The sequence below is a fragment of the Mucilaginibacter sp. P19 genome (assembly GCF_050632265.1).
Lineage (GTDB): Bacteria > Bacteroidota > Bacteroidia > Sphingobacteriales > Sphingobacteriaceae > Mucilaginibacter > Mucilaginibacter gossypii.
Genome location: NZ_CP192586.1, coordinates 5,226,730 through 5,252,208, shown reverse-complemented (window position 1 = coordinate 5,252,208; position 25,479 = coordinate 5,226,730). Strand labels below are relative to the sequence as shown.

General features: G+C 40.8%; 22 protein-coding genes and 2 pseudogenes. 13 read left to right on the top strand and 11 right to left on the bottom strand.

What is annotated here, in order from left to right:
• Positions 1–119 precede the first annotated feature (119 nt).
• From ACQ86K_RS25645 to ACQ86K_RS25635, 3 genes are all read left to right on the top strand, one after another.
• Entirely contained in the window at positions 120–1,142 is a 1,023-nt protein-coding gene (locus ACQ86K_RS25645) for a glycosyltransferase family 2 protein (RefSeq protein WP_431199036.1), read from the top strand.
• 148 nt (positions 1,143–1,290) lie between these two features.
• Positions 1,291–1,944, top strand: a complete 654-nt coding sequence (locus ACQ86K_RS25640) for a glycosyltransferase (protein WP_091165846.1) — start codon at positions 1,291–1,293, stop codon at positions 1,942–1,944.
• 18 nt (positions 1,945–1,962) lie between these two features.
• Positions 1,963–3,231 carry a glycosyltransferase family 4 protein gene (locus ACQ86K_RS25635; RefSeq protein ID WP_091165849.1) on the top strand — a complete coding sequence of 423 codons (1,269 nt, stop codon included), beginning with the start codon at positions 1,963–1,965 and terminating at the stop codon, positions 3,229–3,231.
• Here the strand turns inward: ACQ86K_RS25635 and ACQ86K_RS25630 are convergent.
• Genes ACQ86K_RS25630 through ACQ86K_RS25620 form a run of 3 tightly spaced genes read right to left on the bottom strand, consistent with a single transcriptional unit; the run spans position 3,204 to position 5,252 of the window.
• Positions 3,204–3,929, bottom strand: a complete 726-nt coding sequence (locus tag ACQ86K_RS25630) for a glycosyltransferase family 4 protein (protein WP_431199035.1) — start codon at positions 3,927–3,929, stop codon at positions 3,204–3,206. The two genes, ACQ86K_RS25635 and ACQ86K_RS25630, sit on opposite strands and share 28 nt — an antisense overlap.
• Complete coding sequence (locus ACQ86K_RS25625) at positions 3,901–4,263, bottom strand: hypothetical protein (protein ID WP_431199034.1); 363 nt, start codon at positions 4,261–4,263, stop codon at positions 3,901–3,903. Before ACQ86K_RS25625 ends, ACQ86K_RS25630 begins: the two co-directional genes overlap by 29 nt.
• Positions 4,260–5,252 carry a glycosyltransferase family 9 protein gene (locus ACQ86K_RS25620; protein WP_256337394.1) on the bottom strand — a complete coding sequence of 331 codons (993 nt, stop codon included), beginning with the start codon at positions 5,250–5,252 and terminating at the stop codon, positions 4,260–4,262. Before ACQ86K_RS25620 ends, ACQ86K_RS25625 begins: the two co-directional genes overlap by 4 nt.
• A gap of 332 nt (positions 5,253–5,584) precedes the next feature.
• Here ACQ86K_RS25620 and meaB point away from each other — a divergent pair.
• Positions 5,585–6,408: pseudogene (gene meaB / locus ACQ86K_RS25615) on the top strand (methylmalonyl Co-A mutase-associated GTPase MeaB).
• Between the two features lie 128 nt (positions 6,409–6,536).
• Here meaB and ACQ86K_RS25610 read toward each other — a convergent pair.
• From ACQ86K_RS25610 to ACQ86K_RS25600, 3 genes and pseudogenes are all read right to left on the bottom strand, one after another.
• A complete protein-coding gene (locus ACQ86K_RS25610) occupies positions 6,537–7,373 on the bottom strand; it encodes a M24 family metallopeptidase (protein WP_431199033.1) in 837 nt (278 codons plus the stop codon).
• Positions 7,374–7,490: 117 nt separating this feature from the next.
• A pseudogene (locus tag ACQ86K_RS25605) lies at positions 7,491–7,556 on the bottom strand (hypothetical protein); the annotation flags it as partial.
• Positions 7,557–7,659: 103 nt separating this feature from the next.
• The gene (locus tag ACQ86K_RS25600) at positions 7,660–7,824 is read right to left on the bottom strand and encodes an aminopeptidase P N-terminal domain-containing protein (protein ID WP_431199032.1); all 165 of its coding nucleotides are present in this window, start codon (positions 7,822–7,824) and stop codon (positions 7,660–7,662) included.
• A gap of 147 nt (positions 7,825–7,971) precedes the next feature.
• Between ACQ86K_RS25600 and ACQ86K_RS25595 the strand changes: the two genes are divergently transcribed.
• The 7 genes from ACQ86K_RS25595 (at position 7,972) to ACQ86K_RS25565 (ending at position 16,709) form a co-directional block, all read left to right on the top strand.
• Complete coding sequence (locus tag ACQ86K_RS25595; protein ID WP_091165862.1) at positions 7,972–9,333, top strand: OmpA family protein; 1,362 nt, start codon at positions 7,972–7,974, stop codon at positions 9,331–9,333.
• A gap of 138 nt (positions 9,334–9,471) precedes the next feature.
• On the top strand, positions 9,472–9,615 hold the full coding sequence (locus tag ACQ86K_RS25590) for a DUF6728 family protein (protein WP_369596624.1): 144 nt from the start codon (positions 9,472–9,474) through the stop codon (positions 9,613–9,615).
• On the top strand, positions 9,612–9,989 hold the full coding sequence (locus ACQ86K_RS25585) for a RidA family protein (RefSeq protein WP_091165865.1): 378 nt from the start codon (positions 9,612–9,614) through the stop codon (positions 9,987–9,989). The genes ACQ86K_RS25590 and ACQ86K_RS25585 overlap by 4 nt, the downstream gene beginning before the upstream one ends.
• A 423-nt stretch (positions 9,990–10,412) precedes the next feature.
• Positions 10,413–12,512, top strand: a complete 2,100-nt coding sequence (recG, locus tag ACQ86K_RS25580) for an ATP-dependent DNA helicase RecG (RefSeq protein ID WP_091165869.1) — start codon at positions 10,413–10,415, stop codon at positions 12,510–12,512.
• Between the two features lie 349 nt (positions 12,513–12,861).
• Positions 12,862–14,157, top strand: a complete 1,296-nt coding sequence (locus ACQ86K_RS25575; RefSeq protein WP_431199031.1) for a M20/M25/M40 family metallo-hydrolase — start codon at positions 12,862–12,864, stop codon at positions 14,155–14,157.
• Positions 14,158–14,297: 140 nt separating this feature from the next.
• Positions 14,298–15,515, top strand: a complete 1,218-nt coding sequence (locus ACQ86K_RS25570; RefSeq protein WP_431199030.1) for an MFS transporter — start codon at positions 14,298–14,300, stop codon at positions 15,513–15,515.
• Between the two features lie 384 nt (positions 15,516–15,899).
• Positions 15,900–16,709, top strand: coding sequence for an SDR family oxidoreductase (locus tag ACQ86K_RS25565; RefSeq protein ID WP_143020732.1), 810 nt, complete (start codon positions 15,900–15,902; stop codon positions 16,707–16,709).
• Between the two features lie 206 nt (positions 16,710–16,915).
• Here the strand turns inward: ACQ86K_RS25565 and ACQ86K_RS25560 are convergent, their stop codons facing one another.
• On the bottom strand, positions 16,916–17,275 hold the full coding sequence (locus tag ACQ86K_RS25560; protein ID WP_431199029.1) for an SMI1/KNR4 family protein: 360 nt from the start codon (positions 17,273–17,275) through the stop codon (positions 16,916–16,918).
• 144 nt (positions 17,276–17,419) lie between these two features.
• Positions 17,420–19,102, bottom strand: a complete 1,683-nt coding sequence (ettA, locus tag ACQ86K_RS25555) for an energy-dependent translational throttle protein EttA (protein ID WP_090528750.1) — start codon at positions 19,100–19,102, stop codon at positions 17,420–17,422.
• 523 nt (positions 19,103–19,625) lie between these two features.
• On the opposite strand from ettA, the gene ACQ86K_RS25550 reads away from it, so the two are divergent.
• Positions 19,626–22,160 (top strand): ATP-dependent Clp protease ATP-binding subunit, encoded by a 2,535-nt coding sequence (locus tag ACQ86K_RS25550; RefSeq protein WP_091165885.1) that lies wholly within the window; start codon positions 19,626–19,628, stop codon positions 22,158–22,160.
• 195 nt (positions 22,161–22,355) lie between these two features.
• Here ACQ86K_RS25550 and ACQ86K_RS25545 read toward each other — a convergent pair whose 3' ends face one another.
• Positions 22,356–23,513 carry a carboxypeptidase-like regulatory domain-containing protein gene (locus ACQ86K_RS25545; RefSeq protein WP_431199028.1) on the bottom strand — a complete coding sequence of 386 codons (1,158 nt, stop codon included), beginning with the start codon at positions 23,511–23,513 and terminating at the stop codon, positions 22,356–22,358.
• A 148-nt stretch (positions 23,514–23,661) separates the two neighbouring features.
• Between ACQ86K_RS25545 and ACQ86K_RS25540 the strand changes: the two genes are divergently transcribed.
• A complete protein-coding gene (locus tag ACQ86K_RS25540) occupies positions 23,662–24,048 on the top strand; it encodes a hypothetical protein (protein WP_091165890.1) in 387 nt (128 codons plus the stop codon).
• 70 nt (positions 24,049–24,118) lie between these two features.
• Here ACQ86K_RS25540 and ACQ86K_RS25535 read toward each other — a convergent pair whose 3' ends face one another.
• Both ACQ86K_RS25535 and ACQ86K_RS25530 read right to left on the bottom strand, forming a co-directional pair.
• Positions 24,119–24,931, bottom strand: a complete 813-nt coding sequence (locus tag ACQ86K_RS25535; RefSeq protein WP_091165893.1) for an enoyl-ACP reductase FabI — start codon at positions 24,929–24,931, stop codon at positions 24,119–24,121.
• Positions 24,932–25,033: 102 nt separating this feature from the next.
• Positions 25,034–25,426 (bottom strand): hypothetical protein, encoded by a 393-nt coding sequence (locus ACQ86K_RS25530; protein WP_431199027.1) that lies wholly within the window; start codon positions 25,424–25,426, stop codon positions 25,034–25,036.
• Positions 25,427–25,479 lie beyond the last annotated feature (53 nt).

Sequence of the window (25,479 nt, the reverse complement as noted above, 5' to 3'; positions counted from 1 at the left end):
CCGGGGGCATTTACTAATACTTACAGCTGACAGAACCTGGCCTGTTAGAAACTATCCGATTTTATATACCTTTATCAAAGATTGTGCTTAAATACATCAGGCATATCAACGTTAAAAAAATGAATAATAATATAGCATTACTGGTAGGACTGAAGAATAATTTAGACTACAGTAAAAACTTTTATGCTACCACGCGCGCCCTTTACCCTGATGTTGAAATTGTTTTTACAAGTTACAATAGTACCGACGGAACCCATTTATGGTTGGATAGTTTGAATGACAGCAATGTCAGGTATTATTATTCGGATGAAGCGAAAACATTTTCAGATACTTATAACAAGTGCATTGAAATAGCAACAAAAAAATACGTTGCCTTATTACATAACGATATAATAATTGCTCCCAATTTTATTGAATATCTGGAGAAAAGCATATCGAAACAAAGCATCACCAAATTTACCACCGTTGAACCGCCGGTTTTTGCTGATGACGAAAGACCAGGCAAACTTGTAAAAGATTTTGGAGCCGATATTAACACCTTTGATATTGCGGGGTTTTATAAATACGCTGCTGAAATTCAAAACAAAAAGCAACCCGATGTTAAAAATGATGCTACAACTTTTTTCTTTTGTATGCTAAGAGAAACATTGCTCGATATCGGCGGCTTTGACCCTTTATACAATCCGATGTTTTGTGAGGATGACGATATGATTATAAGACTGGGACTGCTGGGCCTCACAGGATACGTAACAGTTAATGCTTTGTGTTATCACTTTGTTAGTAAAACATCCAGGTTTTCAGAGGAGTATCAAAACCGTACCATGCAGATTGAACTAAACTCTAACCGTAATTTTTTCAGGAAGTGGGGTTTCAAAAATTCATCGGCAGTAAAAATAAAATACGACGTTGGGTTTGTAGTAAAGAATGGAAGCACAGAGTTGCTTGAAAAAATAGAACCACTTTGTGCTACCGTTTATGTAGATGGTGATTTCAACGAATATATTGATCGGGAGCAACGGAATACCCTGTTTAATTTAAATAATAAGATAAAATCATACCATCAAAAAAAGAAAATGACATCCTTGTTTTTTTTGACGGAAAGAAATTTGGTGCACGTTCGCTGGATATCCTGGAAAACCTAAGCGGCTTAATTACGCGCAAAAGACAGAAACGAACTGCAATAATTTACAAGTTGTTAGGGTTGGGCAATATGATATTCAGAAAGCATATTTTCCGGGTCAGGATAGCTAACTTTGCAACTTATCAACACCTGCTCATCAAAAGGAAATAATGTTTTTCAGTTTTTATAAAAATAAAGTAAGCATATCATACGGCGTAACGGTTTGTAATGAACATGAGCAACTAAACAAATTGCTGGCTCATTTGCTCAAAAACATTGATAAAAATGATGAAGTAATAATATTGCAGGATATTACTAAGGAGGATGAAAAAACTACCGCAGTAATTGAAAAGTATAAGCATCAAATAGTACATTTAAAGGCAAAGCTTAACAGCGATTTTGCATCGTTTAAAAATAACCTGGTGAAAAATGCATCCAGCGACTACCTGTTTCAGATAGATGCCGATGAAATCCCTAAGAAAACGCTTATCAAACGTATAAAAAAACGTTTGTACCGGAAGCCAGATTGCGATTGCTTCCTGGTACCAAGGGTTAATATTGTTGAAGGGCTTACAGAGGCGCATATACAAAAATGGAACTGGACGGTTGATAAACTTAACCGCGTTAACTTTCCGGATTACCAGTTTAGGATCCTCAAGTTAAACGGGCATATTAAATGGAAAAATAAGGTACATGAAGAACTTTATGGCTTTGAAAAAAGCTGCTATTTGCCTCGTAAAAATGAGAAGTATTGCCTGATGCACATTAAAAACCTTGAACGACAGGAAGCCCAAAACAATTTTTATGATACCTTACAATCCTGACCAAACACATTTATTTTAGTGAAACGTATAGCTTTTATTGTTCAGCGGTATGGCATCGAGGTTAATGGTGGTGCCGAGTACCATTGCCGTTTAGTTGCTGAAAAACTAAACAACCGTTTTACTGTTGAGGTGCTTACTACCTGTGCTAAAGATTATATGTCATGGGCAAACGAATACGCTATCGGCACCGAATTTATAAATGGCGTTAAGGTGATACGTTTCGGTGTTGAACACCCAAGGGACTTGAAAAAATTTAAGCTTGCAGGCCGCAGGTTACGGAAGAAAAAGCAAAGAAGATATCATAGGTTGCTTGGCTATTTCGGGCAGCTGAAAAACTTTGAAAAATTGACCGGGGTTAAACCCCGGGCCGAAAACGAGTTAGCGTGGATAAAGGAACAGGGGCCTTATGTGCCCGAGCTCATCACGTTTTTGAAAACCAATCAGGAAAATTATGATGTCCTTATCTTTTTTACCTATTTGTATTATCCCACCGCTATAGGGATTTCAGTGGCCTCTCATAAATCTATACTGATACCTACTGCTCACGACGAGCCACCTATATATCTCGAATTTTTTAGAAGCTTTTTTAAACAGCCTAAGGCCATTCTTTATAATACCGAAAGCGAAAGACGCTTTGTTAACAAAGTTTTTGGTAACGAGGATATCTATTCAGACGTTGTTGGGGTTGGAATTGATGTGCCGGCACTTCAACCCAGTCCGGGCGCCAATGCTCTGCTACAACAGGCCGGCAATTATATTATTTATATCGGGCGTATAGAGGTTGCTAAGGCCTGTGATGAACTTATCAGCAACTTTATAAAGTTTAAGGCCAGTACGGATAATGATATTAAGCTTGTATTTGTAGGCAGGGCATTTATGCCGGTTACAGAACATCCGTCAATCATTTACACTGGCTTTGTTGATGAATATATTAAATTTAACCTGCTCAAAAATTCCAGGGCGTTGGTAATTCCCTCAATATTTGAAAGCTTATCATTAGTAACGCTCGAAAGCATGGCTTATGGTATTCCTGTTATAGCCAATGAAAAATGCGAGGTTATCAAAGATCATATTAATAAAAGTGGAGCCGGTTTCTTATATAACAACCAGGAAACTTTTATAGCGGCTATCCAAACAGCTTTTAGTAATAATACAAATGTTGCGGATCTGAGCGAAAAAGCCAAATCATATGTAGCCGAAAATTATACCTGGGTAAAAGTGTTAGAGAAATTTGATGCGGCTGTTGACTATGTAGCCGGTCATTCTTCGTCAAGCATCTCGCAATAAAGCTGCAGATATTGCCTTGCTGTTTCATCCCAATTGAATTTTTGCGCATGGGCCTTGATTTTTTCTGACGGGTTATGTTGGCGAAAATGCTGCATACCCTCATTAAATGCTTTTTGCATCTCGCTGCCATCAAAACTCGGGAAAAAGTAAGCGCAATCTCCTGCAATTTCGGGTAACGAAGTATGCGTTGAAGTAAAAACAGGTTTGCCGTGGTGCATCGCCTCTATTACAGGCAAGCCAAAGCCCTCGGCTATTGAAGGGAAAACAAAGGCCTCACAATGTTTGTAATACCATGCTTTGTCATTATCTGATATTGTTCCAATTATTTTTACTCTGCTTTCCACTCCATATTTTTTTGCTTCTGCCATAACTTCGTCTTCATACGGGGTTTTTATCCCGGCTATAATGAGTTCAAAGTTGTTATTGGCTAATAATGCAGGTAAAACATGAAAGTTTTTCTTGGCAGATACGATACCTATAGTAAACAGGAATTTTCCTTTAGTATGATATGCGGGGAGGTGGCCGTGCGGTGATTCAAGTTTGTCGGCACCGTTGTAAATTACCGTTAATTTATCAGCTACTTCAGGAAAATAAGTAACAACATCTCTTGCAGCAAACTTAGAAATGGTTACTATACGGTGGCATTTATTAATACGCTCGCCTAACTTTTTAAGGTAATGATTTAGTTTTTTTGCCAATATTTTCGTGAATCTGGTTAATATCATGTATAGTCATGATCTTCTTGTACTTGCTATGTACTTTTTTGGGTTTTAACCTTGAAAATTGATCGGTAAAATGGAAAAGTTTTATACTGTCTCTGTTTATGAAAAAAAACTTATGATATTTTTGGCGGAAATGCCGCTTCACTTCATCGTTATCAAAGTCAGATGTGGCGTCATATAAAAAATAACTCAAATCAAAATTTTTATTTTCTTTTATCAGTGCCTTTCCCAAGCTTCTTCCAAAATAAAATAAGCCTGTATTGGGATATTGCATCGAATCAAACGTTACCAATACACGAGGTTTATTCATATCCATGTTTTAACTTTCTCTGACACCATAAACGGCGTAATTGTTTCTAAATTGTTTGTTCCGCTTTCAATATAGCTCGCTTTTTTGCCAACAGGTGCCCATCGGCCAGGGTGTATAGGCCTTAATGAGGGGAATAATCCAAGGGTATTGATCCCGGTTAGAGCAGCCAAATGCAGCGGGCCTGTACCTGAAGCAATAAGCCCGCCAGTTTTACTTATAAATGCAATTAACTCACTTAACGACATCTTTCCGGTCATATCTTGTACTGTTGAAGGGAGTGTTTTCAGCCAGTTTGCAAGCAAGGCCTTTTCGTTTTCGGAGCCAGTTACAATGATGTTGAATTTTTCGGGTGAAAGGAGGTGTATCAATTCGGCAAAATTATCCAGGCCCCATTCCATACCGCTGCCGTGTGATTTTGGATGGATGATCAGGTTAAACTTATCATTTACAAGTACAGAACTTAAAGCCGGCGTAAGCTCAATTTTGCTGTGAAAGTTATTATTGGATATAATTTCTATTAAGGACGGTACATACTTAAGCCCCAATGGTTTTAACAACACCAGATTAAGCTGTGCCTCATGCAGGTCGGACTTTTTGCGGCTTAATTTTACCAGCCTGTTGCAGGTGTACCAATGAAAAACCCTGTTGGTTGTTCCTATCCGGAGCTTAATACCCGATTGTCTTGCTATCCTGGCAATATGTTTATTAGGCAACACATGAATTATTGCATCTACGTTTTGTTTCTGCAGATATTCAATCTGTTGTGCTTCGGAGAGCTTTTTTAATTCATCGTAATTAATAAATGAGTCTATTGAAGATATGGTATTGATTACTGGCTGCGTATAGGTACGGCCTAAAAAAGATACCATAGCATTTGGAAATAATTGCTTAATGTATGCTGCTACAGGTAAAGTAAGTACAACATCGCCAATAGCGTCAACCCTGCTTATTAAGATGTGTGGTGTTTTTATATAATTAATATCGGCCATTGTCTTAAAGAATTGTACGGGCAGGATTAAAAAAATGCTACACATTAATTTGCAATGATAAGATTAAATCTGTTACAGGGTTAATGTAATTTTATATCGTTGTTATATTAATCCGCATCTTTTATAGATAGTAGTTTATAGATATCTTATTTATCTGATTAACAATTTATAGTTTTACTTATTCGTCTTTTGCTTAAATATTAGTTATTTATGTTAGTGGTATAATACGCATGATATATAATAAATAAGCCAATTCCCCGTAGCGAAGTTTTAATATTGGTATAAGGTGTTTGTTACATAATGAATAGATTTGGACTTTATTATCATTTGCTTTGAATTTGCATCAAAATATCGTTGGTCAATTAAATTTTCGTGTAATTGCGCGTGCTTTAACGATCGTTGAGAATGATCTTAATGGCAGCGGCGCATTGCTTAAAAGCCTTAAGTTTGATAAAAGCTGCCCGGTTATCGGCATTACCGGCCCACCCGGAGCCGGCAAGAGTACGCTGGTAAACGGTGTTATTGATTTACTTTTAAGAGAGGGAAAAAAGTGGCTGTGCTGGCTATTGACCCTACATCGCCGTTTAATTTTGGCTCCCTGCTTGGCGACAGGATTAGGATGGCTTCTCATTTTACTCATCCCGATGTTTTTATCCGATCATTAGCCACACGGGGCTCTTTAGGAGGCTTGTCAGCAAAAACTATTGAGATGGCCGATGTGCTAAGGGCTGCAGGGTTTGATTTCGTGTTGATTGAAACAGTAGGCGTAGGGCAATCTGAAATTGAAATTACTGGGCTTGCCGATATTACGCTGGTTGTATTGGTGCCTGAGGCAGGAGACGAGATTCAGCATATTAAATCGGGCTTGATGGAAATTGCTGATGCTTTTATTATCAATAAAGCAGATCGGGAGGGGGCCGATGTGTTTGCCAATAATTTAAAAAAGATCATTGCACACAGCGTTAACGAGCAGCCGCCCATTTTTAAAACTATAGCCTCCCAAAACCAGGGGCTCGTGGATATAGCCGCCTTTATACAAAACGCCAATTTAAAGCAAAATAACAGGCGTAAATTGCTGTTGACCGAAAAAGTATACAAACTTATTCAGCAAAAAATGATGACTGGAATCGATAAAAAAAGCTTCAGCTTGATATAGCTAAAGCTTTGGAGGCCGGAAATTTTAACCTGTATAGTTTTGTGGATACTTATGTATAGTTATTTGATAGCTTAATGTAAAGAAAATACAGATTGAGCTTTTTTGTTTATATAAATTTAATGTATGTTTTAGCTGTTCATAATTTCTTCAATGTGTTCTGCTTCAACCGGGATGCTGCCCATTAAATCTATATTACCGGTGCCGGTGATGAGGATATTGTTTTCGAGGCGGATACCCAACCCCTCAGCGGAAATGTAAATGCCTGGTTCGCAGGTTAGTATATTCCCTGCCTCGAAAGGTTTATACCTGCTGGCATAGTCATGAACATCCAGGCCCAGATGGTGCGAGGTGCCATGCATGAAGTATTTTTTATACAGAGGGGCGTTTTTATCCTGTTTTTCAACATCATGTCTGTCAAGCAAGCCCAGGCCAATAAGCTCTCCCGTCATGATTTTACCAACTTCCTCCTGGTATTCATTCCATACTGTGCCTGCTACAATGAGTTTTGTAGCTTCCCGCATCACTTTTAAAACGGCATTATAAACCTGGCGCTGCCGCTCAGTGAAACGGCCGCTAACAGGTATTGACCGGGTCATATCAGCATTATAATTGCCATATTCGGCGCCGAAATCAAGCAGTATTACATCGCCCTTGTTACATACCTGGTTATTATCATTGTAGTGCAGCACAATAGCGTTGGCGCCCGAAGCAATAATTGGATTGTAAGCATGGCCCGTAGCACGCTGCCTGATGAATTCATGAATGATCTCAGCTTCAATTTCATACTCGGTTACACCGGGTTTGGTATATTTTAAAACACGTACAAAAGCATCACGCGTAATGTCACAGGCTTTTTGTGTGAGCTGTATTTCAATATCTGATTTTATTACCCTAAGATCGCGTAAAATTGGCGCCGAACGGGTGTAATTATGAAGCGGGTACTTTAATTTAAGAGCTTCATACATGCGGTAATCGCGATATGGAACAGTATGAGCGTACCGGTCATTTTCATTAGTATTGATGTAAATATTTTCGCTATAGTTAATAATGCCATGGAGTATGGTATCATATTCATTCAGCCAAAAAATACTTTCAATGCCCGATGCTTCGCGTGCTTCCTCTTTAGTGTATTTGTGGCCTTCCCAAATAGCTATATGCTCGTTAGTTTGTCTTAAAAAAGTACTTCTCTGTATGCTTTATTAGGACAATCGGGGTACAAAACCAGGATGCTTTGTTCCTGATCAATGCCCGTTAGGTAAAAAAATCCGGGTTTTGTTTAAACATAAATGCCTGATCACCACTGCGCGGGAACTCGTCATTGGCATGAAAAATAGCGATTGAATTGGGTTTTGTTCTCGAAACGAAATTTTTTCTATTATTTGTAAATAAGCTATTTTTTATCGGCAGATATTTCATATTTATCGGTTGAATATTTTATTAAATCATTTTTTTTAGTTATTTGTGTAACTATTACAATTTTTGGAACAATGTTTGGTCATGGATTCAAACATAATTACTAAATTTGAAAAAAATCACAATTAAAATCGTTTAATCTTAAAAACTATGAATTATTCTACATTAAAGAAAACAGTCGCATTGTCTTTTGCTTCTTTGATGGTTGCAGGTTTGGCGAATGCGCAAACCGATTCAACCAAAACAATGGCAACTACAACGTCATCTGAAACCTCAACCGCTAAGGTATTTGGTGGTTTAGGCCAGTACAGGAAATTTAGCATTGGTGTAAATGGTGGTGTTACCTCACAATCATTAGCAACCGGTGGTTCAAGCGATTTCCAAAAGAAAAAACTTAGCCTTGGTTATGGTATTTCATTGAAAGAGCAATTAGCACATTCTTTTGCTTTACAATTAGACCTGAACGGCGGTAAAATTAAAGGCGAAAATGATGGTACCGGCGGTACTTACCGTAATGGTTATGTTAGCTATGATACCAAATTCTGGCAAGGAAGTTTAAGCGCGGTTGTTAACGTTGCTACTATCGATTTCATCCGTCGTAAAAATGCTGTTAACTTCTATTTCAAAGGTGGTTTCGGTTTAGCGATGTATGATCCAACTATTACAAGGATTAACAATGGAACCCAGGTAACCGGTCATTTCAAAAACGATGGTGCAAGCGGTACTCATTACGTAAAAGAATTGGTTATCCCTGTTGGTGCAGGTGTTAAATTCAGGTTAAGTGACGCTGTTGCCTTAGATTTGGGTTATACTCAAAACTATGTTGATGGTGATAACCTTGACGGTTTCAACAGGGCTTATCCTACTAAAGACCACTACTCATACGGTTACGCTGGTTTAGAATTTACTTTAGGTTCAAAATCGAAACCAGTATTAGAGTGGGTTAACCCGGTTGCTATGATGTATGACGAGCTGTATGATGCAGCTTTACGTCAGGAAGTAGAAGCTTTAAAAGGCCGTGTTGCTAACGTTGAAACTGCTGTTAACGACCTGAAAAAAGATTCTGACGGTGACGGTGTTGCTGATCAGTTTGACAAATGCCCAGGTACTGCTGCAGGTAGCGTAGTTGATGGTTCTGGTTGCGTTATCGTATTCCCTAAAGATACTGTTGCTCCAACTCCAGCTGCTGCTTACTCAAACATCCAGTTTGAATTTGATAGCTCAGTATTACGTACTTCATCTTACCCAGTGTTAGATGCTACTTCAGCTGACTTGCGTTCATCTGGTTCAGCCGTTGAAGTTGATGGTTTCGCTTCATCTGAAGGTACTGCTGCTCACAACTTATCATTATCTAAAGACCGCGCTAACTCAGTAAAAACTTACTTAGTTAACTCTGGTGTTGATGCTAAGAAAGTGAAAGTAAAAGGTTACGGTGAAACTAACCCAATTGCTGACAACTCAACTGAAGAAGGTCGCGTACTTAACCGTCGTGTTCAATTCAAAAAGAAATAATATCTGATTAAATATTATTTGCGAAGGCTCCGGATAACCCGGAGCCTTCTTTGTTTTATAAGGTTTTGTATTTGATTGTTGTACCTTAATATAATAGGTATGGGTTTACAGCGGCAAAATTTTGCGTAAGTTTGTGTAATGTATTTCTTCAGGAAAAAAGATCCAAACAGGCCCGACAATTTTAACTTGCGGGTAATGCATTTTATAAATGCATTGGCTGTAATCATGTTCCTGGCCGGGATTATCTGGAAACTGGTACAGGTATTTATACTTAAAAAATGAAAACAATCATCAATACCAACAATGCACCTGCCCCTATAGGGCCATATAGCCAGGCTACTTTAGCCGGTGGTTTTTTATTTGTTTCGGGCCAGATCCCTATTGATCCGCTAAGTGGCGAACTCATTAGCAGCGACATCAAAGCAGAGGCTACACAGGTAATGGAAAACATCAAAGCTATTTTAACCGAAGCTGGCTTAGGTTTCAATAGCATAGTAAAAACCAGTATCTTCTTAACCGATCTGCAGAATTTTGTACAGGTTAACGAAGTTTACGGAACCTATTTTACTGCCGATTTTCCGGCCCGCGAAACTATCCAGGTATCCGCTTTACCAAAAGGGGTAAACGTTGAGATCTCGGTTATTGCGGTTAAATAATATTTTGATTTCGAAATTCGGATTTTCGATTTCGGATTTTGTCTGAGCCGGAATTAAGCAGATTTAAGGATTTATTTAGCATTCTATAAATCCTTAAATTTTGTAAATACTGATTCAGACAAATGCGTTAGGGATAGTAGCGGATACCGGCCCGAGCCTAAGGCTTGCGGGCGTATGAGCGGATAGCCCGGCCGAAGGAACGCCCAAAATTAAAGATTGGCGGTTAGAGATTAGGTTTGCATATGAAATCCAATAAGCAGCGTTTTAAGAACGCTCATTTACCTTGTATCCTGTCCCAACCAGCGATTGTCTCGTTATATTTATAGATTAGTCGATAGTTATTATAGCCATCTGTTAATTTAAGAAAACCACATAAACTACATTTACTCTACCGCTATAAAGAAAGGTTAAAACAGTTAATCAATGAACCCTTTTCAAACGCCACTTGTATATTTAAAAGGTGTAGGCCAGTCGAGGGCCGAGGTTTTGAAAAAGGAACTTGAACTGCACACCTTTGAGGATTTGCTGCGCCATTTCCCGTTCAGGTATATTGACCGTACCCGCTTTTATAAGGTAAGGGAGATACGTGAAGAACTGCCTTATGTACAGGTGCTGGCGCGTATTATCAATAAAGAAGTTGTTGGCGAAAAGCAAAGCCGCCGCCTGGTGGTAAAAGCCAAAGATGATACTGGTATTATTGAGCTGGTATGGTTTAAGGGCATTAACTGGATAGAGAAAACCATTATTCCCGGCAAGGTTTATGTATTGTTCGGAAAGCCCGGCTTTTTTAACATGATGCCACAGATGGCGCATCCCGAAATGGAGTTGTATATGCCGGGCGCTCAAAAACAGGGTAACCTATCCTTACAACCTGTTTACAACTCAACAGAAAAGCTCAAACAATTTTCGCTGGATAGCAAAGGAATTCAAAAACTTACCGCGGTATTGCTTGATCTGCATGCTAAGGACATTCGTGAAAACCTGCCTTTATATATCACCAATCAGTTTAAGCTGCTCAACCGGGCTGATGCTTATCGTAACATTCATTTCCCGGCTGATGCTACACTTCTTAATGAAGCATTACACCGTTTGAAGTTTGAAGAGTTGTTTCTGCTTCAGCTTAAATTACTTAAAAATAAACTTCTTCATACGCAAAAGTTTAAAGGGAATGTATTTGATAAAGTTGGGCATTATTTTAATGAGTTTTATCATCACAAGCTGCCTTTTACCTTAACCGATCCGCAGAAGCGGGTATTGAAGGAGATTAGGCAGGATACTCAACGGGGCATACAAATGAATCGTCTGCTTCAGGGTGATGTGGGTAGCGGTAAAACCGTAGTAGCGCTGATGAGCATGTTAATAGCTATTGATAACGGTTTTCAAACCTGTATTATGGCGCCTACCGAGATCTTGGCCAACCAGCATTATCAAACCATTAAAAGCCTCGTAGGCGATGATTTTATTGAGGTCGCTTTATTAACGGGTTCAAGCAAACAAAAGGAGCGTAAAGTGTTGCATCAAAAGCTTGAAGAAGGTACGCTTAAAATATTGGTTGGTACCCATGCCCTTATTGAAGATAAAGTACAGTTTAAAAACCTGGGCTTTGTGGTAATTGATGAACAGCACCGCTTTGGGGTTGAGCAACGGGCTAAACTTTGGCGAAAAAATGCTGTTCCGCCGCATATATTGGTAATGACGGCTACACCTATTCCCCGTACATTGGCCATGACATTATATGGTGACCTGGATGTGTCAGTGATTGACCAGTTGCCGGCTGGTCGTAAACCTATCCAAACGGTTCATTTTTATGAAAATCAGCGCTTACGGATGTTTGGTTTTATGAAACGGGAGATAGCATTGGGCAGACAGATCTATGTAGTATACCCGCTGATCCAGGAAAGTGAAAAGCTCGACCTTAAAAACCTGGAGGATGGCATTGAGACTATGTCACGCGAGTTTCCGCTGCCTGATTACCGGCTCAGTATTGTACACGGCAAAATGAAGCCTGCCGAGAAAGATTTTGAAATGCAGCGTTTTATTAAAGGCGAAGCGCAGATCATGGTGGCCACTACCGTAATAGAAGTAGGGGTAAACGTACCGAATGCTTCGGTGATGATCATTGAAAATGCCGAGCGTTTTGGCCTGTCGCAATTGCACCAGCTGAGGGGGAGGGTTGGGCGCGGGGCCGAGCAATCCTATTGTATTTTGATGAGCAGTCATAAATTGAGTCACGACGGCAAGATCCGTCTGGATACCATGGTGAAGACCAACAATGGCTTTGAAATTTCGGAGATAGACCTGCAGTTGCGGGGACCGGGCAACATAGAAGGCACCCAGCAAAGCGGCGTAGTTGATCTGAAACTGGCCAACCTGGCCACCGATCAGGAGTTACTTTTCAAGGTACGCAAATGTGTTGAAACCATTTTTGAAAAAGATCCTCAGCTGGCACACCCTGAAAACCAGATTTTGCATCATGCATTTGAAGTAAAGAACGCAGGGTTGAGTTGGGATAAGATATCCTAAGGGATTAATCGTCATCATTTTGCTTTCTTGTTTGTATGACGGGTAAAACAGGTGTCATGGATATGCTCTCGAAGCATGGTGGGTAGGGCATCTGCGCGCGACCCTTCAGCAGGGCTCAGGTAACAGGCCAGCCCTCCTCGTAAGTTATTGGTTTTTTAGCGGTTTGTGATTTGAATGCCTTCTTTTAATTATAGTCCCGCCGCTCTTCGCTCTTTACTGCTCAAATAGTACATTTGTTAAAACTGATCTTACTGTTTATATATGAAGAAATTTACTTTATTATTTTCTGTTGCTGCCTTGTTGTGCACACAAGTTAAGGCACAGGACTCATTAACTATCCGCAAAATGTATGACGAGAGCGTTGGTTAACGGCCAGTGTTATGAAAATCTCCATTACCTGTGCAAAAATATAGGTCAGCGCCTCAGCGGCTCTGCCAATGCTCAAAAGGCTGTCGACTGGAGTAAAAAACTGATGGATGGTTATGGTTTCGATAAAGTTTACCTGCAGGAAGTAATGGTGCCGCATTGGGTGCGCGGAGCAAAAGAGAAGGCCGCTATTATTGATGGTAAAACCCGCATCCCGGTACCGATTGTTGCCCTGGGTATGTCAATAGCAACGCCTAAAGCAGGTATTACAGCTAATGTTATCGAGGTTAAAAGCATAAAAGAACTTGAAGGCCTTGGCGAGAGTGTGGTGAAAGGAAAGATCGTTTTCTTTAACCGCGCGTTCGATCCCCGTTTTATTGAAACAGGCATGGCTTACGGTACAGCAGGCGATCAGCGTTTTATGGGGCCGGCCGTAGCCGCCAAACTTGGTGCAGCCGGTGTAATAGTACGTTCGCTCACTGAAATCATCGATGATTATCCGCATACCGGCGCTACCCTTGCTGCCCCGGGCAGTAAAATGATTCCAGCCGCGGCCATATCTACAAAAGCAGCCAATAAGTTGAGCGCTATGCTTAAGTTGAGGAAATTCCCGGCGGCCAAATTTTACTTTAAGCAAAATTGCGAGTTACTGCCTGATGTGAAATCATATAACGTTATAGGAGAAATTACCGGCTCTGAAAATCCTAATAAATTTATTACCGTTGGCGGGCATCTTGATTCATGGGATTTGGCCGAAGGTGCACATGACGACGGTACCGGCGTAATGCAGTCGGTTGAGGTATTGAGAATTTTTAAAACGGTTGGATACAAACCTAAAAACTCGGTACGCGCCGTGCTTTTCATGAACGAGGAGAATGGTCATAAAGGTGGCACTAAATATGCCGAACTGGCCGCCCAAAATAAAGAGCAACACATTGCTGCTATTGAAACCGACGAAGGTGGCTTTACGCCCCGCGGGTTCAGCTTTGCCGATGTATCAAAAGATTTTATCAAAAAAGTGAATGATAACTTCAAATCAATCCTGGAGCCATACGATGTTGATAAGTTAACTATCGGAGGGGCGGGTACGGATATTGAGCCGATGAAAGAAACGGTACCGGGAGTAATATTAATTGGCTTCCGCCCTGATTCACAACGGTATTTCGACTTGCACCATACCGCTAAAGACGTTTTTGAAAACGTAAACAAACGTGAGCTGGAACTTGGCGCGGCTGGTATGGCAGCGTTAATTTATTTGATAGATCAGCACGGATTGTAAGGAACCGAACCATGATTTTTAGGATTAAAGGATGATCCTGATGTGATACCATGCATAAAATTCATGGTAATCTTCTAATCCTAAAAATCATGGTTCAAAAAAATAGCTACCTTTGCGGCACATCTAAAAATTAATAAATAGTGACCGAAGAAGGCGATAGTAAACCCCGGAAAGTAGACTCCTTTGCAGCATTGCGTTATAAAGATTTCAGATCTTACATAGGCATGCGTTTTTGTTTCACCTTTGCATACTCCATGCAGGCCGTAGTACTCGGCTTTTATATTTACAGTATCACCCATAGTAAAATAGCCCTCGGCCTTATTGGCTTGTGCGAGGCTATTCCGGCTATTGGTATTGCTTTGTACGGCGGCTATATCGCCGATAAATCTGAAAAGCGAAAAATGCTTTTGCTGATCTTTAGTGGAGTGTTACTGACATCCCTGGTGATGTTTACCGTAACACTCAAAAGCATGAGCGGTATTATTCATACTGGTTGGATTGTACCTATTATGTACGCTATGATATTTTGTAATGGTGTGGCGCGTGCCTTTTATGGCCCGGCAACATTCACCATTTACGCTAACAGTATCCCAAAAGAATTGTATCCAAATGGCAGTACCTGGAGCAGTAGCAGCTGGCAAGTTGCATCTATTTTGGGCCCGGCAGCAGGTGGTTTAATATACGGTTATGCGGATAAGGTAATACCTGGTTTAAGCGGTATAACTGCTACGTTTAGCTGTATTCTGTTTTTGCTACTGGTATCGTTGGTGTTGGTGTACATGCTGCGTCAATATCCGGCGCAATATGTTCCTAAAGAAAGTATCTGGAAAAGCCTTTCGGAAGGGATTCATTTTGTGTTTGGAAACAAAATGATGATCGGCGCTATGAGCCTCGATCTGTTTTCGGTATTTTTTGGTGGTGCGGTGGCTTTGCTGCCTGTTTTTGCCAATGAGATATTAAAAGTAGGTGCTGAGGGACTGGGTATCATGAGGGCTATGTCGTCATTAGGGGCGGTATTGACCATGCTGGTGATGACACGTTTTTCGCCGATGGGCAAGCCGTGGCGTAACCTGCTTATTGCGGTGACCGGTTTTGGTTTGTCAATCATATGTTTTGGTTTATCAACTAATTTTTACCTCTCGCTATTATTTATATTTACTGAAGGAGCTTTTGATAGTATCAGTGTTATTATCCGAGGTACGCTGATGCAGCTTTTAACGCCCGATCATATGCGTGGTAGGGTATCGGCTGTTAACCAGATGTTTATCGGTTCATCAAACGAAATTGGTGCTTTTGAATCAGGTACGGCTGCGCAATTGCTGGGCACTGTTCCGTCTGTATTGTTTGGGGGAGTATGACTATGATTATAGTAGGCATTACTTACCTGAAAACTAAAAAACTGATCCCATTATCATTGCAACAGATCCATGCACCGGGTGAAGAGGGGATAAAGGAAGGGTAGAGAAATTCTGACATTCCTAAAACGAGTGTCCTGCTGAGTGTTTAAATCCAGGGCCTCTGCGCGCGACCCTTCGACAAGCTCAGGGTGACAGGCCGTCGCTCTCCATGTGTTTACTATTTTGCGGACGATATCGCTTTCACAATCATGAATTTTTCATGTAGCCTGCATTATTTTTAATCTATCCCCTTGCTTTGCTGCATTATAAATTCACATCTTTACGTTGCCAAAAAACGGCATCATCAAACCAATAAACAATAAAACAAACTCACCCTTACAAACAATGAAAAAGGTAATATTAGTAACAGGAGCATCTTCTGGTATTGGCTTAGCTTGTGCCAGTGCACTGCAAGCGGCGGGCCATACGGTTTACGGGTCATCACGTAACCTCGACCGCATGAAATCTGTGTCGTTTAAACCTGTTCAACTTGATGTTACCGACGATGCTTCGGTAAAGGCAGCAATCGACACCATTATTAAGACCGAAGGCAAAATCGACGTATTGGTGAACAATGCCGGCAATGGTGTAACTGGCCCGGCTTATGCTATGCCGGTTGAAAGTGCGAAGCAACAGTTTGAGGTTAACTTTTTTGGTGTGATCCGTGTTAGTTCGGCAGTATTGCCGGGCATGATCGAAAAAGGTCAGGGCCTTATTGTAAACATCAGCTCATTGGCCGGTTTATTCGGCTTGCCATATCAAGGTATGTATAGCGCTTCAAAATATGCTATTGAAGGCTACTCACAAAGTTTAAGGATGGAACTGCGCAATACAGGTGTTAAAGTAACCCTGCTTAACCCCGGCGACTTTAAATCAGACTTTAGCCAGAACCGCGCTAAGGTTAAATTCCCAATCAAGAACGATAAACTGGAAACCGAATACAACGCCGCAGTTGCCGCTATGGAGAAAGACGAAAGCATTGCCCCAAGTCCTGAATCATTAGCTAAAAAGCTGGTTTCGATAGTAGCTTCGTCAAGCCCTAAACATCGTTACCTGGTTGGGCAGGTGGGACAAACTATAGTGCCTACGCTAAAGTCGATTTTACCTGGCGGTTTGTTTGAGAAATTAATGAATGATCATTACGGGATAAAGTAAGATTTTATTTCAATAGCTAAAAAAATGCCATCCTAACAGGATGGCATTTTTTGTTATATTCAAAACTACTTCGGGTTTAGCGATAGCGTAACCCGGAGTGGGCATTGCTTAAGCTTTCAGCTTCAGTGATAAAGCTGAAAGCTTTATGCGTGTTTACCACGGGTTACGCTATCGCTAAACCCACACGGCAGATTTTGGATTTTATTTTATTCAAACCAATCTTTGCCATTATCCAATCGAATAAGCATATCTGAAAAAGATGTGCCGATTTCAATAAAGTACTTTTCTTCGTCATTAAGAAAATCTGAAAGAATAATACGATGAGTTCCATCTTTTTTAAATTGGATGCCAAAGAATTCGCCTCCACCGTTGGTGCCAATACCTAATATACCTGGCCTGTATTCAGGAAATTCATAACCATCGTTTGCTTCTGCAAGTTCTTCGCCTGGCCATAGGCGCACAAAGTTTTCGCCAATAAACTCCCCAAACGGTCCGTAATTTTCGAGGTAATATTTATAGTCTTCAGGTAGTTGAAAAGGAAGGGCGTTTAAAATATTCTGTTCCAAAGGTTTTAACCTCCGTTCAAACTCGTATTTATTTAACAGGTATTTAAGTTTTTCTATTACATATAGCATCTTATACTACCGCAATTAAGAAATAAAAGCAAAGGCCGCATCAATTGTGTTAGATGCGACCTTTACATGAAGTTTTTACGCAGTCAGTTTTTTATACTTAATCCTTTTCGGCGCAACATCTCCCAGGCGTTTCTTCCTGTTCTCTTCGTAGTCAGAATAATTTCCTTCAAAGAAGTAAACCTGTGAGTTACCTTCAAAGGCCAGGATGTGGGTACAGATACGGTCGAGGAACCAGCGGTCGTGACTGATGACTACGGCACAACCGCCAAAGTTTTCCAGGGCTTCTTCCAATGCACGTAAAGTATTTACGTCAATATCGTTAGTAGGCTCATCCAGCAGTAATACATTCGACCCTTTTTTGAGGGTGATAGATAAGTGCACACGGTTACGCTCGCCACCTGATAGTACACCTACCTTTTTCTGCTGATCGGCACCGTTAAAGTTAAACTTAGATACATATGCTCTTGAATTTAGCGGGCGGTTACCTACCATAATGGTTTCCAAGCCGCCCGTTACGTTTTCCCAAACAGATTTGTTGGGGTCAAGGTCGTCGTGCATCTGGTCTACATAACCTAAAGCTACTGTTTCACCTACACGGAAGGTACCTGCATCGGGCTGATCCTGTCCGGTGATTAAGCGGAACAGTGTAGTTTTACCGGCGCCGTTAGGGCCAATAATACCAACTATACCTGCCGGAGGCAAGGAAAAGCTCAGGTTATCGAACAATAATTTATCGCCGTATGATTTGCTTACGCCATTGGCCTCAATCACTACATTACCCAAACGCGGGCCCGGCGGAATGAACAGCTCCAGTTTTTCTTCGCGCTCTTTAGTTTCCTCAGATGCCAGTTTTTCGTAATTGCCTAAACGGGCTTTTGATTTGGCGTGGCGGCCTTTCGGGCCCATACGCACCCATTCCAGCTCGCGCTCCAGGGTTTTCTGACGTTTGCTTTCACTCTTTTCTTCCTGGGCCAAACGCTTGGCTTTTTGATCTAACCATGAGGAATAATTTCCTTTCCATGGGATACCTTCTCCACGGTCAAGTTCCAGGATCCAGCCGGCAACGTTATCAAGGAAATATCTATCGTGCGTTACAGCTATAACTGTTCCTTTATATTGTTGTAAATGTTGTTCCAGCCAATCAATAGATTCGGCATCTAAGTGGTTGGTAGGCTCATCAAGCAACAATACATCCGGCTCCTTTAATAAAAGGCGACATAAAGCTACGCGGCGGCGCTCACCACCAGATAATACTGAGATTTTGGTATCCGGTTCAGGACAGCGAAGGGCATCCATGGCGCGTTCCAGTTTGCTATCCAGCTCCCATGCGTTTACCGCATCAATTTTATCCTGTAATTCGCCCTGGCGGTTCATGAGTTTTTCCATGGCATCGGCATCTTCATAATATTCCGGAAGACCGAATTTTTCGTTGATCTCTTCATACTCCTTTAGTAAGGCAGTAGTTTCAGAAACCCCTTCCTCAACTATTTCGCGCACGGTTTTTTCAGGGTCAAGTTCCGGTTCCTGGCTCAGGTAGCCAACGGTATATCCAGGCGAAAACACCACTTCGCCTATATTGGTTTTATCAATCCCTGCAATAATTTTGAGCAATGACGATTTACCGGAGCCATTTAAGCCGATAACGCCAATTTTAGCGCCGTAAAAAAACGACAGGTATATGTTTTTTAATACTGTTTTTTGCGGGGGATAAACTTTGCTCACCCCGGCCATTGAAAAAATTATCTTTTCGTCTGCCATTATAATTGGATCAATAAATAGAAATTCAAATATGGCTAAAATAGATGAAACGGAGGTTGTAGATTAATGATTAGGGGGCAGTAATTTTAAGTTGTTTTTTGAGTTATAATGTTAATTTAAATTTAATTGAATCTTAAGCGAAGCGCACAACCATCACCGCGGGTTTCCCGTATATAAGTTATATGACGATACCCGGTGGTTAATGCCTAATTGTCATGTTTATGACGAAATGCCTTAAAAGGTGGAAATGTTATTAAATATTTGAAATTTGTTTAAACTTTTTTAGGATATTTATATCAAACAGGTAAGTTTCGTTCGTATATTGTAAAAAAATGCTTGTTAGCGGGCTTTTCAGATAAAAACTGTTGATTGATGCCAAACTTTGATACATTGCGTATCATTACAATGTCTGTTTCTGCAAAGCATTAAATGTTGGCAATATTGTTGATGAAAGTAAACAGGCGTCGTAATTTGTAAAAACATAATTTATACATTAGGGCGTTCAATAATTAGAAAGGTATATATGGAAGCTAAATTTTCGCCGAGGGTAAAGGATGTTATTCAATATAGCAGGGAAGAGGCATTACGTCTTGGGCATGACTATATAGGTACTGAACATCTTTTGCTTGGGCTTATCCGCGATGGGGATGGTGTAGCAATTAAATTGCTGAAGGGATTGAACGTTGATACCGCAAAACTTCGCCGCGCCGTTGAGGATGCAGTAAAGGGAACTATTGGAACAAACGTACATATCGGCAGCATCCCGTTAACAAAACAGGCCGAGAAGGTATTGAAGATAACTTATCTGGAAGCCAAAATATTTAAAAGCGATGTAATTGGTACAGAGCACCTGCTGCTGTCCATCCTTCGCGATGAGGACAACATTGCCTCACAAATACTTGTACAGTTTAATGTAAACTACGAAGTATTTAAAGGCGAAGTTGAATCGCATAAAAACGATGTTACTGACGAGATGCCGGGGTCACCTACAGGTGGCGACGATGACTTTAAAGAAGAAGAGTCATTTAGTCAGCCTAAAAAAGTATCCGACATTAAATCAAAAACACCGGTACTTGATAACTTTGGCCGCGATTTAACCCGCGCTGCTGAAGATGGCAAGCTTGACCCTATTGTCGGTCGTGAAAAAGAGATCGAAAGGGTATCACAAATTCTATCGCGCCGTAAAAAGAACAACCCTATATTAATAGGTGAGCCTGGTGTAGGTAAATCGGCCATTGCCGAAGGCCTTGCATTACGCATTGTTCAGCGCAAAGTATCACGTGTATTGTTCAATAAGCGTGTAGTTACACTTGATTTAGCCTCATTGGTTGCCGGTACCAAATACCGTGGCCAGTTTGAAGAGCGTATGAAAGCGGTAATGAACGAACTGGAAAAATCACCTGATGTAATTTTATTTATTGACGAGATCCATACTATAGTAGGCGCTGGTGGTGCTTCAGGTTCGCTTGATGCGTCAAATATGTTTAAACCAGCTTTGGCGAGGGGAGAGATACAATGTATTGGCGCAACCACTTTAGATGAATACCGCCAGTACATTGAAAAAGATGGTGCTTTGGACCGTCGTTTCCAAAAGGTAATGGTTGAGCCGGCTACGCCGACTGAAACTATCGAGATCCTGAACCGCATTAAGGATAAATATGAAGAACACCACGGTGTTACTTATACTCCTGAAGCAATTAATGCTTGCGTTAACTTAACCACGCGTTACATTACCGACAGGTTTTTACCGGACAAGGCTATCGACGCGCTTGATGAAGCAGGTTCACGCGTTCACTTAACCAATATCCACGTGCCTCAAAACATTTTAGATATTGAGCAAAAGATAGAACAGATCAAGATTGAAAAAAACAAAGTTGTTCGCAGCCAGAAATACGAGGAAGCTGCTCAGTTACGTGATACTGAAAAGAATTTGTTAGTTGAGCTTGACCAGGCAAAAGCTGTTTGGGAAGCTGAAACAAAATCAAAACGTTACACTGTAACCGAGGATAACGTTGCCGAAGTAGTATCAATGATGACCGGCATCCCTGTACAACGTGTAGGTCAGGCCGACAGTCAGAAGCTGTTGCACATGAGCGATACTGTTGCCAGCAAGATCATTGGTCAGGATGAGGCTATCAAAAAGCTAACCCGTGCTATACAGCGTACTCGTGCAGGTTTGAAAGATCCTAAAAAACCTATTGGTTCATTCATCTTTTTAGGCCCTACAGGTGTTGGTAAAACCGAGCTTGCTAAAGAGCTTGCCCGCTTTATGTTCGATACCGAAGATGCCCTGATCCAGATTGACATGAGCGAATACATGGAGAAATTCGCAGTATCCCGTTTAGTGGGTGCGCCTCCGGGCTACGTAGGTTACGAAGAAGGTGGTCAGTTGACTGAAAAAGTTCGTCGTAAACCATATGCAGTAGTGTTGCTGGATGAGATTGAAAAAGCTCACCCTGATGTATTCAATATCCTGTTACAGGTGTTGGACGAAGGTCAGCTTACTGATTCATTAGGCCGCAAGGTTGATTTCAGGAATACTATCATCATCATGACATCAAACATCGGTGCCCGCCAGTTGAAAGACTTTGGTCAGGGCGTGGGTTTCAGCACCAATGCTAAAACTTTACAGGCCGAAAGCCATTCACGTGGTGTTATTGAGAATGCCTTGAAACGTGCATTTGCTCCTGAGTTCCTGAACCGTATTGATGACGTTATCGTATTTAACTCATTAGGTAAAGAAGAAATCTTCAAAATCATCGATATCGAGCTTGCTTACCTGTTTAGCCGTGTAAATGGCTTAGGTTTCAAAATCGAGCTTACCGATGCTGCAAAAGATTTCATTGCCGATAAAGGTTATGACTCGCAATTTGGTGCAAGGCCGCTTAAACGTGCCATCCAGAAATACCTGGAAGATCCAATTGCCGAAGAGATCCTTAAAGGTGAATTAGCCGAAGGTGATGTGATGGTAGTTGATTTTGATACCGAAACCAAAAAGATCAAAATCACCGACCGCAAAGGCGAAAGCAAAAAACCAGAGCAGGAAGAGCAAAAGTAATTTTGCAATACTGTATTAATATTAAAACCCCGTTTCGATTTTTCGGAACGGGGTTTTGTTTGCTGTCTGAACTAGGATTTTAGTGGATTTTTGGGATTAATCGGATTTTTGTCTGAACTCGAATTTTTTGAATTTTAAGAATTTATTTAATTGCCTTTTCATTCTGATAATTCACTCAATTCGTTTAATTCTAGTTCAGACAATATTCTGTAAATCCTTTAATTCTGAAAATTCTGATTCAGACTTACTTTTTTCCACCACCGGCTCATAATCAACAGGTAACATTTCGGCAACGCGGCTTATGCCCCAGTCACCTTCATAGATTACGGAATGAGGATTAGCTACAATACCATTGTTATCAAAAAAGGCATATGGCTCATCGAAAGAAATAATAGTTGTAGCGTTGTTAGGCATGTTAAACGCCTGGAAAGAATTGTCTGAAGCTTCCCGGCCTTTTTTAGTATACATAACATACAGGCAATCGGTAAATCCTATAGCAAATAAGCCTTCCTGGTCTGTTAGCTTGAAAAAGTCGGCTCTGTCTAAGGGTTTATTGACAAGACTTTGCAGGTATTTATTATTGGGGCCACCGTGATAATTAGGATTAGGCTTACGGATCAGGCGCATCACAACAAAGTTTTCTTGTGTGAGACTATCTTTTATAGCCGACCGATAGAAATGCATATATGAACCAAGGTACGCTGATTGTCGTTCTTTACGCCATTTACGCTTTTGTTTTTCGGTTCCCTTCAGGTCTTCGAAGTTGGAGATTCCCTCATAATACAACATGGCTTTTGCCGGGTTGTAATTGAAGTTGGTTAATTTGTATCGGATCTTATAACCCAGTGCCTTGTTTTCAATCTCCAAAAAATCGTGAGAAGTAGCTTTTAAGATTCGGGTAGCTTCATCATAATCAAAATCAAGCACATCTGAGTTCAGGATTTTACATTTAGCGGCATTGTCCGAATAGCCTAAAAATTGCTGCCTGAAAATAGCATAGTATTTTTCACGGTTAGGATCGGGCCTGATCTTAATCTCATTTAGCTGAAAGGTTTTGGGGATAATACTGATGGTCCCCAGGTTGATATTGGCACTGCCCGCCTGCAAACTATAAGTGTAGGTTTCATAACCAACTATGGATATAATGAAATCATACTTGCCGGGCTTTACGTTGCTGAGGGTGAAAGTACCGTCATCAGCCGTTTTGTTGCCTACCTGGGCATTGTTTAAAAACACACTGGCATTGGGCACGGGCTTGGTATCGGTCATGTTGATTACTTTGCCGGTAATTTTTACCTGGCCCATACAGTACGCAGGTATCAGTAACGATAAAAGCAACAATAACTTACGCATGGTTAAAATTAAACTAAAATTTTAGTTTAACAATATAGCTGCATGAAAATTTATCAGAAATAAAGATTCGAAATAAAATAATTTAAAAAACGTTTAAACCTTTGAACAATTTTTTGTTCAAACAGTTATATAACTAACGCAATACTTTATGAAAAAAATCTTGACTTTAATTTGCTGCACTATAGTACTTGCTGCAACATCGTGTAAAAAGGAATATGTAACTACCAGCCCGAGCGCTACCACTATTTTTGATACCACTCCAAATTTTGTGCTCGACAATAGTATTAACGGCTATACCACGACTTTAAATGTACCCGAAATTACTGACTACTATAACAATCACGGTGCTGTTTTGGTGTATTTAGAGGATAATGGTACCTATGAACAGCTACCGGATGTATATGGGGGGATAAGTTACAGGTTTGTATATCAAACAGGCAAGCTATACATTGATGCTCAAAATTCCGACGGAAGCGTCCCTACAGGTAACGGTATCCCCGGCCCGTTAAAAGTGAAAATAGTATTGGTGCCGTAATCCAATTTAACTCAAAACAAAAAGGAGCCTTGCAAACGCAACGCTCCTTTTTGTTTAAGAACATTTGAAATTATTTCCCCATCTGATCAATAACCGCCTGGGTTACGCCGGTGAATGAGAAACCACCATCGTGAAACAAGTTTTGCATAGTAACCATTTTGGTTAAATCGCTAAACATAGTAACGCAGTAATCAGCGCACTGATCAGCATCAGCATTACCCAGCGGGCTCATTTTTTCGGCAAATTCAATAAAACCGTCGAAGCCTTTTACGCCCGAACCGGCGGTTGTACGGGTTGGCGATTGAGAAATAGTGTTAACACGTACTTTTTTAGCCATGCCGTACTCATAACCAAAGTTACGGGCAATGCTTTCCAATACCGCTTTGTTATCGGCCATGTCATTATAACCAGGGAAGTAACGCTGGGCAGCGATGTAGCTTAATGCCAGTACTGATCCCCATTCATTAATGGCATCATGTTTCATGGCAGCCTGCAAAATGCGGTGAAGACTTAATGCTGATATATCGAAACCTTTGTGGGTAAATTCGTAGTTGTTTTCAAAATAAGGAATGTTTTTGCGCACGTTAACGCTCATGCCTATTGAGTGCAGGATGAAATCAACCTTGCCGCCAAAATGCTCCATGGTTTTGGTGAACAGGTTATTGATATCATCGCCATTGGTAACATCGGCACCAATAACCGGCGCATTGCATTCTTCGGCCAGTTTATTGAGTTCGCCCATGCGTAAAGCAATAGGGGCATTTGATAATACAATTTCAGCACCTTCCTGTACGGCACGTTGTGCTACCTTCCAGGCTATTGATTGCTCATTTAGCGCACCGAAAATGATGCCTTTTTTACCTTTTAATAAATTATAAGCCATTTGTTAAGTTTTTATAATTGAAGCAAAGTTATAATTTTATTTCAGTTGCTGATTGGCTGTTTAAACTAACGGCCGTTATTGCCTGCTGCAAACTCAAAACTGCTAACTGAAGAGTAACTCTCTCGCATTTTGCAAAGCACTTTCGCCCGGCTTATCCCCGCTTAGCATTTTGGCTATCTCCAATACGCGTTCATCGTTGTCCAATTGCTTGATCCGGGTAAAGGTAGCGGCTTCGCTATCATCTTTATAAACAAAATAATGGCTTTGTCCTTTGCTGGCGATTTGCGGCAGGTGGGTAATGGTGATTACCTGTAGGTTTTGCGCTAATCGCTCCATTATCTGCCCAACCTTATTGGCTACCTCGCCAGATACACCAGTGTCAATCTCATCAAAAATAATAGTAGGCAAGGCAGTGTATTGCGCCACAATAGATTTAATGCTCAGCATCAACCTCGAAAGCTCTCCACCGGATGCCACCTTGCTCATCTCAGCCAAAGCATGTCCCTTATTAGCCGAAAATAAAAATTTAATGTTATCAATCCCCGTAG

Excerpts from the sequence above, each read along its gene's own strand:
- ACQ86K_RS25645 (WP_431199036.1), top strand. The coding sequence starts at position 120 with ATGAATAATAATATAGCATTACTGGTAGGACTGAAGAATAATTTAGAC.
- ACQ86K_RS25640 (WP_091165846.1), top strand. The coding sequence starts at position 1,291 with ATGTTTTTCAGTTTTTATAAAAATAAAGTAAGCATATCATACGGCGTA.
- ACQ86K_RS25625 (WP_431199034.1), bottom strand. The coding sequence starts at position 4,263 with ATGAATAAACCTCGTGTATTGGTAACGTTTGATTCGATGCAATATCCC.
- ACQ86K_RS25620 (WP_256337394.1), bottom strand. The coding sequence starts at position 5,252 with ATGGCCGATATTAATTATATAAAAACACCACACATCTTAATAAGCAGG.
- ACQ86K_RS25610 (WP_431199033.1), bottom strand. The coding sequence starts at position 7,373 with ATGTATGAAGCTCTTAAATTAAAGTACCCGCTTCATAATTACACCCGT.
- ACQ86K_RS25600 (WP_431199032.1), bottom strand. The coding sequence starts at position 7,824 with ATGAAATATCTGCCGATAAAAAATAGCTTATTTACAAATAATAGAAAA.
- ACQ86K_RS25595 (WP_091165862.1), top strand. The coding sequence starts at position 7,972 with ATGAATTATTCTACATTAAAGAAAACAGTCGCATTGTCTTTTGCTTCT.
- ACQ86K_RS25590 (WP_369596624.1), top strand. The coding sequence starts at position 9,472 with ATGTATTTCTTCAGGAAAAAAGATCCAAACAGGCCCGACAATTTTAAC.
- ACQ86K_RS25585 (WP_091165865.1), top strand. The coding sequence starts at position 9,612 with ATGAAAACAATCATCAATACCAACAATGCACCTGCCCCTATAGGGCCA.
- recG (WP_091165869.1), top strand. The coding sequence starts at position 10,413 with ATGAACCCTTTTCAAACGCCACTTGTATATTTAAAAGGTGTAGGCCAG.
- ACQ86K_RS25575 (WP_431199031.1), top strand. The coding sequence starts at position 12,862 with ATGACGAGAGCGTTGGTTAACGGCCAGTGTTATGAAAATCTCCATTAC.
- ACQ86K_RS25565 (WP_143020732.1), top strand. The coding sequence starts at position 15,900 with ATGAAAAAGGTAATATTAGTAACAGGAGCATCTTCTGGTATTGGCTTA.
- ettA (WP_090528750.1), bottom strand. The coding sequence starts at position 19,102 with ATGGCAGACGAAAAGATAATTTTTTCAATGGCCGGGGTGAGCAAAGTT.
- ACQ86K_RS25550 (WP_091165885.1), top strand. The coding sequence starts at position 19,626 with ATGGAAGCTAAATTTTCGCCGAGGGTAAAGGATGTTATTCAATATAGC.
- ACQ86K_RS25545 (WP_431199028.1), bottom strand. The coding sequence starts at position 23,513 with ATGCGTAAGTTATTGTTGCTTTTATCGTTACTGATACCTGCGTACTGT.
- ACQ86K_RS25540 (WP_091165890.1), top strand. The coding sequence starts at position 23,662 with ATGAAAAAAATCTTGACTTTAATTTGCTGCACTATAGTACTTGCTGCA.
- ACQ86K_RS25535 (WP_091165893.1), bottom strand. The coding sequence starts at position 24,931 with ATGGCTTATAATTTATTAAAAGGTAAAAAAGGCATCATTTTCGGTGCG.